This is a genomic window from Intestinibaculum porci (assembly GCF_003925875.1).
Classification (GTDB): Bacteria; Bacillota_I; Bacilli_A; order Erysipelotrichales; family Coprobacillaceae; genus Intestinibaculum; species Intestinibaculum porci.
This window is the reverse complement of the sequence record NZ_AP019309.1, coordinates 3,163,931-3,177,183: the sequence shown is the minus strand read 5'-3', so window position 1 is coordinate 3,177,183 and position 13,253 is coordinate 3,163,931. Positions and strand designations below refer to the sequence as shown.

Annotated in this window: 10 protein-coding genes; 6 read left to right on the top strand and 4 right to left on the bottom strand. The window is 33.3% G+C overall.

Annotation, left to right across the window (positions count from 1 at the left end; translation table 11 throughout):
• The first annotated feature begins 69 nt into the window (after positions 1 to 69).
• Both nudC and SG0102_RS15085 read left to right on the top strand, forming a co-directional pair.
• On the top strand, positions 70 to 900 hold the full coding sequence (gene nudC / locus SG0102_RS15090) for an NAD(+) diphosphatase (protein WP_125120701.1): 831 nt from the start codon (positions 70 to 72) through the stop codon (positions 898 to 900).
• Positions 901 to 1,091: 191 nt separating this feature from the next.
• Positions 1,092 to 2,054, top strand: a complete 963-nt coding sequence (locus tag SG0102_RS15085; protein ID WP_125120700.1) for a Gfo/Idh/MocA family protein — start codon at positions 1,092 to 1,094, stop codon at positions 2,052 to 2,054.
• Between the two features lie 35 nt (positions 2,055 to 2,089).
• Here the strand turns inward: SG0102_RS15085 and SG0102_RS15080 are convergent, their stop codons facing one another.
• The 4 genes from SG0102_RS15080 to SG0102_RS15065 all read right to left on the bottom strand — a co-directional run bounded on the left by SG0102_RS15080 (position 2,090) and on the right by SG0102_RS15065 (position 6,718).
• The gene (locus tag SG0102_RS15080; RefSeq protein ID WP_125120699.1) at positions 2,090 to 2,656 is read right to left on the bottom strand and encodes a hypothetical protein; all 567 of its coding nucleotides are present in this window, start codon (positions 2,654 to 2,656) and stop codon (positions 2,090 to 2,092) included.
• 54 nt (positions 2,657 to 2,710) lie between these two features.
• A complete protein-coding gene (locus tag SG0102_RS15075) occupies positions 2,711 to 3,481 on the bottom strand; it encodes a hypothetical protein (protein WP_125120698.1) in 771 nt (256 codons plus the stop codon).
• A gap of 282 nt (positions 3,482 to 3,763) precedes the next feature.
• Positions 3,764 to 5,149 (bottom strand): IS4 family transposase, encoded by a 1,386-nt coding sequence (locus SG0102_RS15070; RefSeq protein ID WP_125118177.1) that lies wholly within the window; start codon positions 5,147 to 5,149, stop codon positions 3,764 to 3,766.
• A gap of 168 nt (positions 5,150 to 5,317) precedes the next feature.
• Positions 5,318 to 6,718, bottom strand: a complete 1,401-nt coding sequence (locus SG0102_RS15065) for an aldehyde dehydrogenase (protein WP_269461200.1) — start codon at positions 6,716 to 6,718, stop codon at positions 5,318 to 5,320.
• A gap of 601 nt (positions 6,719 to 7,319) precedes the next feature.
• On the opposite strand from SG0102_RS15065, the gene cas9 reads away from it, so the two are divergent.
• Genes cas9 through csn2 form a run of 4 tightly spaced genes read left to right on the top strand, consistent with a single transcriptional unit; the run spans position 7,320 to position 13,171 of the window.
• Positions 7,320 to 11,315, top strand: a complete 3,996-nt coding sequence (gene cas9, locus SG0102_RS15060) for a type II CRISPR RNA-guided endonuclease Cas9 (protein ID WP_162300217.1) — start codon at positions 7,320 to 7,322, stop codon at positions 11,313 to 11,315.
• Positions 11,312 to 12,184, top strand: a complete 873-nt coding sequence (gene cas1 / locus SG0102_RS15055) for a type II CRISPR-associated endonuclease Cas1 (protein ID WP_125120695.1) — start codon at positions 11,312 to 11,314, stop codon at positions 12,182 to 12,184. The genes cas9 and cas1 overlap by 4 nt, the downstream gene beginning before the upstream one ends.
• Positions 12,185 to 12,188: 4 nt before the next feature.
• A complete protein-coding gene (gene cas2, locus SG0102_RS15050) occupies positions 12,189 to 12,494 on the top strand; it encodes a CRISPR-associated endonuclease Cas2 (protein WP_231999822.1) in 306 nt (101 codons plus the stop codon).
• The gene (gene csn2, locus SG0102_RS15045) at positions 12,491 to 13,171 is read left to right on the top strand and encodes a type II-A CRISPR-associated protein Csn2 (protein WP_125120693.1); all 681 of its coding nucleotides are present in this window, start codon (positions 12,491 to 12,493) and stop codon (positions 13,169 to 13,171) included. The genes cas2 and csn2 overlap by 4 nt, the downstream gene beginning before the upstream one ends.
• Positions 13,172 to 13,253: the final 82 nt, after the last annotated feature.

Genomic DNA, 13,253 nt, shown 5'->3' with positions numbered 1-13,253 from the left:
GGTTCTTTTTCACGTTTGAAATCTCATAAAAATGTTTTATAATGACCCTAGAAACGAGGTACAGAAAGAATGATTCAAGATATTGAACCACATATATTAAACAATTCCTATGATCCTAATAAGAAACCACAAGCTGATAGCTTAATCTTTTCTTTCCGGAAAAGAAGTGTTTTAGTAACGGAAGATTTTACCTTTCCAACTTATGCGCAGATGCCAGCAGAGGCAGAATATGTTTATTTATTCTCTCTTGATGATCGTGACTGTTTTCTGATTAAGCATCATGTACGTTTAGAAGGCTATTACTATGAAGATGTCTGGAATCTTCGTAATGATGATGAAGATTTTGCCCCTTATTTATTAGCTGTTGTTACCGCTTATTCGTTATCCAACTGGTATCGTCATAACCGCTACTGCGGTTACTGCGGCGTCGAAACAACGTTAGCGGATGATGAACGCGCGATCGTGTGTCCGCATTGCGGAAATCGTATTTATCCCCGTCTGAATCCCGCTGTCATTGTTGGGGTTATGCATGGTGATGAAATCCTGATTACCAAATATGCGCAAGGCTATGGTCATAATGCCTTAATTGCCGGTTTTGTGGAAATTGGTGAAACCTTGGAACAGACGGTAGCACGAGAAGTGATGGAAGAAGTCGGCTTAAAGGTTAAGAATATTCGTTATTATAAATCTCAGCCTTGGGGCTTTGTGGATGATATCCTGATGGGCTTTTACTGCGTTGTCGATGGTGATACAAAGATTAAGTTAGACACCAGTGAATTAAAGAAAGGGGTCTGGACCAAACGGGAAGATATCCATTTACAGCCGGATCACTTATCTTTAACCAATGAAATGATGGAAATGTTCCAAAAGGGACTCATTGATGAAAGCTACTGTGATTAATATTATGACATCTGAAATTTCAGATGCCTTTTCTTTTACAGTTTTGATGATGTGCATCTTAAATTATCTTCTTTTAATCAATAAAAAATCTATTTCTTTTACATAATTTTACATCGTACTTTTTCAATGTGAGAAAATATCAAAAAGATGAAATTTGATTTTTATACAATAGAACTAAAGGATGTGAAACAATGAAACTAGGAATTATAGGAACAGGTAAGATTGTAGCAGATTTAATGGAAACCTATGATCTTTTACCAATTGAAAAAACGTATATCTTATCCACCCCACGTTCAGTCGAGAAAGCACAAAAGATTGCGGATGAACATCATTTTGCAGGTGTTTATACTTCTTACGAAGATTTATTACAAAGTGATATTGATACTGTTTATATCGCTTTGCCTAACCATTTACATTATGATTATGCTTTACAGGCTATTAATGCGCATAAGCATGTCATTTGTGAAAAGCCTTTTGTCGTGAATAGTCTGCAGTTTGACACATTAGTTCAGGCCGCTAAGGAAGCACATGTTTTCCTGTTAGAAGCGATGACGATTCATGCCATGCCGGCTTATCAGGCGTTAAAGAAAGATCTTTCTTCATTAGGATCAATCAAGATTGTCTCTTTAAATTATTCACAGTATTCATCACGTTATGATGCTTTTAAAGAAGGAACAATTCTTCCTGCTTTTGATGTTCATAAAGCGGGTGGTGCCCTCTATGATCTTAATGTTTATAATATTAACTTTATGATTGGTTTATTTGGCGCTCCTCAAAAAGTGAATTACCTCGCCAACATTGCACATGGTATTGATACCAGTGGTATACTGACCATGGATTACGGCAGCTTTAAAGCTGTTTTAATTGGCGCCAAGGATTGCGCAGCACCATTAATGAACACAATTCAGAGTGATGATGGCAGTATTCTCATTGATACGCCTGTCTCTCGCATGACGCATTATAACATTAAGAATCAGTTAAAAGACTATGATGAGCAGCATCATGCAATGTATTATGAATTCAAAGAATTTATTCGTATTATTCATGAAAATGATGAAAAGAAAGCAGAAGAATTACTCTCTTATACAGAGATGGAAGCGGATATCTTAACGCAAGCAAGACAAAGTGCTGGTATTGTCTTTGATCAGGACTAACAAAAACGGGCAGGATTTTTTCCTGCCCTTACTTATTACATGTATTCGTCTTCGTCATCGTCTTCTTCTTCGAATAAGTCGTCAACGATCGCACCAACTAAGAAACCTAATACAGAATCTACTTCATCAGGTGTTAATAACTTCGCAGCGGTAACAGCTAAAGCACTGAATAAATAGCTGATCTGCACTTCGTCATCATCTGATGCAAACCCAAAGACATAGTTGCCTTCTTCATCCTGCATGATGATCGAATTGATGGTTGGAATGATTTCAGCTGTCTGTTCATTCTTATTCATATATTCGCCACCAAAGAATGAGTACATATCATACATATGGGTGAAGTTAGAGGCATTTTGTGCACCAATACGGATGACACTATTTAAATCATAGTCATCACCTAAGTTATCTTTGATAATTTCTTTTAAAATATCTGATAACATGCCAATGATGGCAGAGCCAATCTTTTCTGTATCTTTCTGTAATTCTTTATTTTCCTGTAAAACTTCTGGTTCAAAACTGTTTTTGAATGAGAGTTCAATAACAGGGACCTGGTTATTATTATCCATTTCTATATATAATCCTTTCTGTAGAGTTACTTTCATTATATGTTTTCCTCCCCTTCCTGTCTAGTCTACCGGGGGAGATATTAGAAAAATCTAGAAATTGTAAATAGAGTAATCGTTAGTATACGTCTGGATCCAGCGCTGTTGTGCTTTGATCTTTTTTACCATGTTGGCGGGTACTTTCTTCTTTTTGTAGGTAAATCTAGCAGCTACCACCGGTTTACCTTTATAAATTGTCCACTTTTTGGCAGTAATCTTAGTGAGATTATGATGCTGATCATAGCTATTTTGATAATAGACACCATTATCCTGATCATTAATAGAGACTGGAAAATAATAAGAGAAATGACCATTTTTATCATAGCGGCAATCAAAGTTACCGCCATTGCCACGCGATGTTAATAATTGGCCTTTTTGATCATAAGTAAACGTATAAGCTGGCATATGCGTATCAGTAATTTTCGTGATATTTTTACCTGAATAATAGAATGTTTTTGTCCCAGTGTAATGATCGATGCCAACATAATCGATCTTAGAAAGCTTATTTTTTACATAATGCATTTTATAAACATAGGTTTCTTTGGTACCTGGGGTGCTTTCAACGAGTTTGGTGATTTTAGTCCCTTTGTAAGTATAGGTGCTAACACGAGGAAAGTCATAAACAGTATTTTTTATGCCTTTCCATTTAATTTTCTGAATTAGACCGTTTTTATTGTAGGACATTGTCCAGTCCGGAAAATAATTGCCATCTCCTTTCATATGATTGATGACATAAACGGAAGCGGATGACTTCGCATAAACGGCATTGCCTGAATTTAAGGCAACGACCATTGCGGCTGTTAATAAAATGTGTTTTACCTTCATAATATACCTTCTTTCTTATTTGAATTATACGCTAAAAAAGCAGAACTCAAAAGAGCAATGTCATTCAATTAAGCTGAAATTGCGACGAATGATCTGAAAAAGCTGAGACCGGCTATTCAGTTAACCAAAGTTTCAGACTGTGAGAATGCGAAACATGATCCAATTCTCATGGTCTGTTTTTTTGATTTTGCTCATTTAGCTTTATCCTAAGTAAATTGATGTAATTTGGCATAATATCCCTATATTTATTAATTTCCTAATTATTCTTGAGATTTTGAAAAATTATGATACCCTAGTGTTCAGAGGAGCTAGTGACTGGGGTCTTATTTTTCGAGTGAATGATCTTCCAGGTCTGATTGGGATTACAAATTTCTTGATTCTATTTATGAGTCCTTTTTCAGAAATAGTTCCCTTAAGAAAGAGATGTACATTGGTGATTGCGACGGCAAAGTTTGCCTTCGTTTTGTGTGCAACTCTTTTTTTGTTTTTCTCATACTCTTCAGCTTTCATATCAGGAATATCAACACTATTCGTAATAACACTTGTTACGTTAAACATGATAAGTTTCGAATATACTTCTTGCAGTATGCCATCAACTTTCTTTGAATTGAAATATTTTAAACCTATTCTATATTTCAAATTAAAAAATGATTGTTCTTGAGACCATCTTAAATGGTAGAGCTCTTTCATATACTCAAACGGTATTTCTTCCTTGCTTAAATTAGTGACAAGAGTTACAAAGTTTTCATCATCAAGCTTTATGCGGACAACTCTGTAGCTTATTACGTAATCATCATTACTCCATGTATCAATTTGTGGGAAATCGATATTTGAATTGACCAATGCATATTTTTTTCGATCGCTATTATAACGTTTATTGCTTCTTGTCAGTGTAACGCTGACTTCCTGGTCTAATTCCTCATCTGGCAAATCAAATCTTTTTAGGATTGAACTACGGATATTAATATCCTTAGACCTAATCACAAATTTTTGTCCTTTCTCAATAAAATCAGCCATCAGTTTGTATGAAACATATCCTCTATCACATACAATAATTGATTTTTCTGGGTAATACTTTCTTTCAGTCATAGTAATCAAAGCACCAGGTTCTCTTTTTTTGTTAGGTGTTGTCATTTCTGCGTCCCAATAGACTCCATTAAGGCAGTCATAAAGAGCATTGAGGTGGATCTGACAAAAATCCCTTCCTTTTTTGCTTTTAACGATTAACTCAGGATGATCCTTCATAAAAGGAATGTTCAAGTCGGAGCCATCGCAGGCAATGATATAGTAGCCATTAAATGTGTTCTTAGGTTTGATAGTCTGATTGAAAAGCGTCATTACTCTGTTAAATGCATTAGGCTTTATTTTATATCTCTGCATGCAGAAAGCTGAAGCTTGAAACTCCATACCTTCAGGCATCTGCTCACAAATCTCAGATCTGATGGATTTTCCTTCCTTGTGAATGAGAAATCTAATAATCATATCAGCTGGAACTTTACGGCTTCTTGTCATATCAGATACAGGATCAATAACATAACATGCAATATTGTCTGTAACCATCTTAATCGATTTTTCCAATGCCAAATTCACCCCTTCGGGGGTAGTATTAAAAGCACAAGCCTCCGTTTCATAATCAAAATTTCGTTCTTTATCTTGTTTAGAAATCATAAGTAAAAATCCTCCTACAATTTCCTTCGGATTATGAATTTATTCCGGAATTTTGCTTGTCAAGTCTTTTTTGCATTATTTTAAAAATAAAAAAGCCAGGCCACTCAAGTAGAATTGAGTGAACTGGCTCAAAAAATGCTTAACTGAATGACATTGCTCAAAAGAGTCCTACTTTAATTGTTTTCTGATTTGATATTCCTTATCTTCAGTAAGCGGATAGTAACGGAAGTTAATATCACGTTTGGTTGATGAAGTTAATACGGATTTCTCATGAGAGAATGTTTCAAAGGAATAGTTGCCATGATATGCACCGATTCCACTATCACCGACACCGCCAAATGGTAAGTCATGATCACTTAAGTGCATGATGGTATCATTGATACAGCCACCGCCAAAGCTGCAGCGATCTAAGACTTTATCCTGGATTTCTTTATCTTCTGTGAAGAGATAAAGAGCTAATGGCTTAGGATGATTATTGATATAAGCAATGACTTCATCAATATCCTGATAAGTCATGACTGGTAAGATTGGACCAAAAATTTCCTGTTGCATAATGGCATCAGATTCCTGGACACCATCAATAACAGTTGGAGCAATCTTTAAGGAACGTTCACTGGCACTGCCGCCAATGAGAATGTTCTGATGATCAACTAATGATAAAAGTCGATTGAAATGTTTACGATTGATAATCTTACATAAGGATTCTGATTCTAATGGATTATCCCCGAAGAATTCATGAATGTAATGTTTCAAACGATCAATAAACTGATCTTTGACACTTTCATGAACAAAGACATAATCAGGGGCTACACAGGTCTGACCAGCATTTAAGAACTTACCAAAAGCAATACGTTTCGCCGCAACATCGATATCGATGGAGTTGGTAACGATTGTTGGTGATTTACCACCTAATTCTAAAGTCACTGGAGTTAGGTTTTCGGCTGCTCGTTTATAAACGACTTTCCCTACTGAAGTTGAACCGGTAAAGAAGATATAATCCCATTTATAGGTTAATAATTCACGTGAAGTTCTTGCATCACCTTGAATAACACTTAATAAACCTGGTTCACCTAAATCTTCCGCTAAACGGGTAAAGATTTCAGCTGTATTGGGAGCATATTCACTAGGCTTTAAGACAACGGTATTCCCCGCTGCAATGGCATAGAGAACAGGTTCCATTGATAATAAATATGGGTAGTTCCATGGTGACATGACTAAGACTGTGCCATAAGGCTCATAGACAGTAAAACTTCTAAATAACAGGGCACGAATTGGTGATCCGACTTTTCTTCTTTTGGTCCATTTATCAATATTCTTTTCAATGACTGAGAAGGCATCATATATTAAACCAATCTCAGAGAGATAAGCTTCTGCTCTTGTTTTCCCTAAATCTAGTTTGAGAGCCTGATTGATATCATCTTCATGCTCTTCTAACCAGTTCATAATTCTTGTTAAAACATCTTTACGTTTTTCGACATTTCTTGTTTCAAAACTATTAAAATAGGCTTTTTGTGTTTTATAGATTTCTTCTATATTCATGTTTTTCACATCCTCGGATTTATGATACATCACTCTATTTTTAAAAACAATAAACACCCGTTATTGTTTTACTTGTTTACTAATTCATTATACATGAAATTACCCTTTAAGCGTCATATCTAATGAGATTATTTTAAGTTTGTACAAGGCAATGAGAGAAAAAATCAAATATTGGAGTTAATAGTTTAATGAATTATGTTTTTAATCTTTTATGGTTAAGGTTTTATAAGAATAAAATTGAGAAAAAAGAAAGATTATTTTCTTATGTCTAAAATATTGAACATAGTGCCTGATATAATAGTAAATGAAATATTAGGTTTTAGAAAATATAAAATGCAGTGATCAGGCATAGCGAGATAATGTGTTAGATATAAAAAAATAAAGATATGTTTAATAGCTGTCAAGTGCTTACAGGATCTAAGCGCGGTGCTATAATTGATTTATACACTACATGAATAGCTAAAAAGAGTAAATAAAAAAATGCTGCTAAGCAACATTTCAAAAAAGCCATCTAAATGGCACCAGCAAGCTGGCATTTAAGCATAAGCTTTATTTTAACTCGGTATGTAATTCTGAACTGCTTTCAGACTACATATTTAGCTTAGTCGAAATTATGGAGGTTGTCAAGAAGATGAACAAAAAAGATACAAGTTATAGCATTGGATTAGATATTGGAACCAATTCTGTTGGATGGGCCGTCATGGACTCTCATTACAACTTACTTAAAAAAGATAATCATCATATGTGGGGATCACGTTTGTTTGAACAGGCTAATCCTGCATCAGAGAGACGTTTAAGCCGTTCTGCTAGAAGAAGATATAACAAGCGTCGTGAACGTATTAGATTATTACAGGGTATTATGGAATCAATGATTGCAGAGGTTGATCCAACTTTTTATATCCGTTTAACCCATTCTTCCTTTTTAGATCGGGAAGATAAAGAAAAAATTGGACAGGAAAATGGTTTTGAAGTAAAAAATCAGTATAACTTATTTATTGATGATACCTTTAATGATCAGACTTACTATAAAAAGTACAAAACGATTTATCACTTAAGAAAACATTTGATGACATCAACGGAGAAAGAAGATCCGCGACTGATTTATTTAGCTTTACACCATATTGTAAAATATAGAGGCAATTTCTTGTATGAGGGACATTCCTTCAATATGGATAGTGCTGATATTGAGAAGAAAATCTATGCAGCGTTAGAACAGTTCTTTGATCTTAATGAATTTGAAAACAATTTAGATGATGAACATGTTCAGTTATTAGTGGAATTGTTAAAGAAGACCAAACAAAGAAGCCAAAAGAGAGATGAAATTGTCAATACGTTTATCTTTGATAAAAAGGATAAAGCCATTTATAAGGAATTAGCGAATGCTTTGGTTGGCTTACAGTTTAATGTCACAAAACTGCTTCCGGCAAAAGATATTAATAAAGATGGAAAAGCAATTTCTTTAAAATTTGATGATGCAAATTATGATGCTAACTTAGCGGAGAATGAAGCGGAGTTAGGGGAATCTATTGAATTTATTGTAGCTTTACATGATATTTATAGCTGGGTAGAATTACAGGCTATCTTAGGTGCTTCACATACGGAAAACCCTTCAATTTCTGAGGCAATGGTATCACGTTATGATGATTTTAAAAATGACTTACTTTTACTGAAAAAGGTTGTCAAAGAAAGCTTACCTGATTGCTATAATGAAGTGTTTAGAAAAGATGGTGAAAAGCTCCATAATTATACCGGCTATATGAGTCATCCGGGAAAGACATCCGTTGAAGATTTTTATAAATATATTAAGAATCTGTTAAAAAATGTTAATACGGAAGATGCACAGACAATCAAAGAAAAAATGGATTTAGAAACTTTCCTGGTAAAACAGAATTCACGTACTAATGGTGCTGTTCCTTATCAGATGCAGGAATATGAAATGGAACAGATTATTGATCATCAGGCTGAGTTTTATCCTCTTTTAGCAGAAAATAAGGATAAACTGATGTCTATTCTTACTTATCGCATTCCATATTATGTTGGCCCATTAAATAGTAATAGTCCATTTGCCTGGATTAAAAAGGTAGAAGGTAAGGAAAATGAACGTATTCATCCATGGAATGCGAATGAAGTTATTGATATCGATGCTACGGCTGAAGGCTTTATCAAAAGAATGTTAAGCTATTGTACTTACTTCCCTGATGAAGAAGTATTACCTAAAATGTCCCTTACAATTAGTCGATTTGAAGTTTTGAATGAATTAAATAAGATTCGTGTTAATGGTAAAAAGATCAAACCAGATATTAAAAAATCAATTTTAGATGATTTATTCATGAATAATAAGAAGGTGACAAGAAAGAAATTAGATGGATGGTTAAAAGCTCATCAGGTCTATAAGCTTTCAGATGAATTAGAGATTACAGGCTTTCAGAAAGAAGATGAGTTTTCCACCTCTTTAACACCATGGATTGATTTTACAAAGATCTTTGGTGAGATCAATCAAGATAACTATGATCTCATTGAGTCCATTATCTTTGATTTGACAATCTTTGAAGATAAGAAGATTTTGAAGAGAAGATTACAAAATAACTATCATCTTGATCATGATCAGATTGAACAAATCATGCGATTAAGATATAAAGACTGGTCTCGTTTATCAAGAAAACTGTTATTAGGCATTCGCTCTAAAAATCATAATGAAACAGTTATGGATATCTTAGAGAATACAAATCATAACTTAATGGAAATTATTAATGATGATAAGTATGGCTTTAACAAGATCATTGATGCAGCTAATGAAAAAGAAGAAGATGGACCATTTACTTATGAAGAAGTGGAAAAGTTAGCAGGTTCACCAGCATTAAAACGTGGTATTTGGCAGTCATTGATGATTGTTGAAGAGATCACGAAATATATGCAGCATCGTCCAACAAATATTTATATTGAGTTTGCTAGAGAAGAAGGCGAAAAGGTTAGAACGACATCACAAATTAAGAGATTACAGGCTATTTATAGAGAATTAGATTTAGAAACTGAAAAAGATAAAGAAGTGTATAAGTCACTTAATAATGAAGATGACAAGAAAATTAATACCGATGCTTTATATCTCTATTACACCCAAATGGGTAAATCTATGTACTCTGGTAAACCGCTAGATATTGATAAGTTAGATACATATCAGATTGACCATATTATCCCACAGTCATTGATTAAAGATGATAGCTTTGATAATAGAGTATTAGTGTTACCAGAAGAAAATCAGTTTAAGTTAGATCAGCCAACCGTTCCAGCAGAAGTTCGAAATAAGATGATTGGTTTTTGGACGAAACTCTTAGAGAATAAACTGATTAGTAAGAAGAAATTCTTTAATTTGATTAAAACTGAATACAATGAAAAAGATCAGGAACGTTTTATTAATCGCCAGTTAGTAGAAACCAGACAGATTATTAAAAATGTTGCGAATATCATTATGAATCATTATAAAGGTACGGATGTAAGAACAGTCAGAGCTAATATCTCTCATGATTTTAGAAAACGTTATGACATTTATAAGAGCCGTGATTTGAATGATTATCATCATGCCCATGATGCATATATTGCCTGCGTAGTAGGTAACTATATCAAGTGTCGTTTCAAATACCTGGATACCAAATACATCTATGGTCAGTACTTTAAAAACTACAAAAAAGATGCCAAGAAACGAAACAACGATGGCTTTGTATTAAACAGTATGGTTAATGCTTATTGTGATGAAGATACTGGTGAAACCATTTGGGATCCTGCATGGATTAGTAAAATCAAGAAATGTTTTTACTATAAAGATGTTTATATCACTAAGAAATTAGAACGTAATGATGGTGTTTTATTTAATTTAACAGTCGTAACAAATGATGCCCATTCGAATAAGGGGATAACAGAAGCATCAGTACCAGTTAATAAATATCGTGCTGATATTCATAAGTATGGAGGATTTAAAAATTTACAATATCAAATCTTTGAAATCCATGGTCATAAACAAAAAGGTAAAAAAGTCGTTAAAGTGGATAAGTTAACACAGTTACCAATCTACTTAAGTCATGCCTCAAATGAAGAAAAAGAAAAGTATGTATTAGAAAATGAAAGCTTAATTGATGTAAAAATCGGTAGAGAAATCTTAAAGAATCAGTTAATTGAAATTGATGGTGGTTTATATTATGTAACATCCCCAACGGAATATGTTACGGCAAAACAGTTATGTGTAAATGAACACGTAGCGAAGATTTTAGATCAGATCCAAAAAGCACAGAAATACAAGAAGTATAATCAAGTGAATGATGAAGATCTCTTATATGTCTATGATACTTTGTTAGATAAGATGGATAAACTTTATCCAGCATACAACAATATTAGAAATAAGTTCATTGATAAACGAGATGATTTCCAAACTATCTCATTAGAAGAAAGATGTGAAGTCATTCGCCAAATTTTAATCACATTACATGCTGGTCCACAAAATGGGAATATTAATTTTGATGATTTTAAGATTAGTAATCGTATTGGTCGTTTGGGTGGTAAGACGATTGATTTATCTAAGACAGTCTTTTATGCAGACTCTGTAACAGGATTATATAGAAAGAAGTTTAAATTATGAGTTGGCGTACAGTAGTCATTAATTCCAAGGCCAAGTTATCTTATAAGAATGACTATATGATTATTCGTGGTGAAAATGTAAATCAAATTCATTTATCTGAGATTAATACCGTGGTTATTAATAGTACAGCTGTGACAATTACGTCGTACTTAATTGCAGAATTATTAAACCGAAAGGTTAAGATTATCTTTTGTGATAATCGAAGGGATCCAATAGGGGAGGTACTCCCCTATTATGGATGCCATAATGTATCTAAAAGGATCAACGAACAAATTAATTGGGATGAAGAGAACGCACAAGCGGTGTGGACAAGAATTATTAAAGAAAAGATCTTGAATCAGGCTAGATTACTAGAAATAGAAGGATTCAAAACCTCAGAGATGTTAAAGCAATATGCGGATGAACTCGTTACCTTTGATAAAACCAATAGAGAAGGTCATTCTGCTAAGGTTTATTTTGATAGTTTGTTTGGTGTGAAGTTTACAAGAGATGCACAGATCAATGTAAATGCAGCTCTCAATTATGGCTATGCCATTATTTTATCTCAGTTTAATCGTGATATTGCAGCTCAGGGTTATTTAACACAACTAGGCATAAAACATAAAAATGAATTTAATCCTTTTAATCTTTCATCAGATTTAATGGAGCCATTTCGACAGTTAGTCGATCGTATAGTCTATGAAAATGCAAAGGAGTCTTTTGATTCTGATCTGAAGCTTAAACTTATCGATGTTCTAAATCATAAAGTACGTATTAAAGGCAGTAATCAATATGTATCAAATGCCATATCTATTTATGATAAAAGCGTGTTTGATGCTTTAAAAAAGAAAGACGCATCATTAATTGAATTTTTTGAATATGAGTTATAGATACATGAGAATGATTGTATTTTTTGATTTGCCTACAGAGACGTACTTAAACAGAAAAGAATATCGGTTATTTAGAAAGTTTTTAATTAGAGAAGGCTTCATTATGATGCAGGAAAGTGTTTATTCAAAACTAGCTTTAAATAACTCTATTGTAAAGGCTGAAACCAAAAGGCTAGAAGAAAATAAACCATCAGCAGGTGATGTAGAGTTACTGGTTATTACAGAAAAGCAATACTCACAAATTCAATTTCTTGTTGGTGAAAGAAAAACTGATGTAGAAGATAGTGATGCGAGGTTAATTGTATTATGAAGTTTTTAATTATGGGTTATGATGATCCTATTGATTTTGGTCATGGTGATAATACGCAATTAGTTGTTGAAGATACAAAACTTTATACACATATAGTCCAGTTACTAAATGCAATCATTAATGAAAAATATAAAACAAATGAAATAGAAATATTAGAAGATAAGTCAGACAAAGATATCCTCTCAAAAGCTATATTGATCATTAATCCCTTCCAATTAGATTTAAACGCTAAACCTATTATTAAAGCATTATATGAAGAAGTATCAAAGATTTTAATAGATGATGGTGATCAGTTCCTACAATATAAAGAATACATCACAGACATTAATAAAATCGTGCTAGATATCATAGAAGAATTTAATGTGGATTTCTCATTCGATGATGATTTACCATTGGAAGGATATCTTAAAGCCATTAACTTAAAAATAACTAAAGATCCAGAAGAACCGATGTTTGATACATTCCTCAATTACATAGAATTAATCTCAGAGTTAACACCTAAGACACCACTTATTATTTGTAATTGCCTCAGCTATTTCACAAAACATGAAATAGAAGAACTATGTAAGTACATGAATTATAAATGTATGAATGTTCTATTCATTGAAAATCATTGCAATGAGTTAATACCAGATTGTCATCAATATATTATTGATGATGACCTATGTATGATATAAACTATAAGTAGTTACATACCTAAGCAGTTGAATTACCTACAGCATGGTAACTGTAGCCTTTAAAACCAATATAATGCGTTTA

Excerpts from the sequence above, each read along its gene's own strand:
- nudC (WP_125120701.1), top strand. The coding sequence starts at position 70 with ATGATTCAAGATATTGAACCACATATATTAAACAATTCCTATGATCCT.
- SG0102_RS15085 (WP_125120700.1), top strand. The coding sequence starts at position 1,092 with ATGAAACTAGGAATTATAGGAACAGGTAAGATTGTAGCAGATTTAATG.
- SG0102_RS15080 (WP_125120699.1), bottom strand. The coding sequence starts at position 2,656 with ATGAAAGTAACTCTACAGAAAGGATTATATATAGAAATGGATAATAAT.
- SG0102_RS15075 (WP_125120698.1), bottom strand. The coding sequence starts at position 3,481 with ATGAAGGTAAAACACATTTTATTAACAGCCGCAATGGTCGTTGCCTTA.
- SG0102_RS15070 (WP_125118177.1), bottom strand. The coding sequence starts at position 5,149 with ATGATTTCTAAACAAGATAAAGAACGAAATTTTGATTATGAAACGGAG.
- SG0102_RS15065 (WP_269461200.1), bottom strand. The coding sequence starts at position 6,718 with ATGTATCATAAATCCGAGGATGTGAAAAACATGAATATAGAAGAAATC.
- cas9 (WP_162300217.1), top strand. The coding sequence starts at position 7,320 with ATGAACAAAAAAGATACAAGTTATAGCATTGGATTAGATATTGGAACC.
- cas1 (WP_125120695.1), top strand. The coding sequence starts at position 11,312 with ATGAGTTGGCGTACAGTAGTCATTAATTCCAAGGCCAAGTTATCTTAT.
- cas2 (WP_231999822.1), top strand. The coding sequence starts at position 12,189 with ATGAGAATGATTGTATTTTTTGATTTGCCTACAGAGACGTACTTAAAC.
- csn2 (WP_125120693.1), top strand. The coding sequence starts at position 12,491 with ATGAAGTTTTTAATTATGGGTTATGATGATCCTATTGATTTTGGTCAT.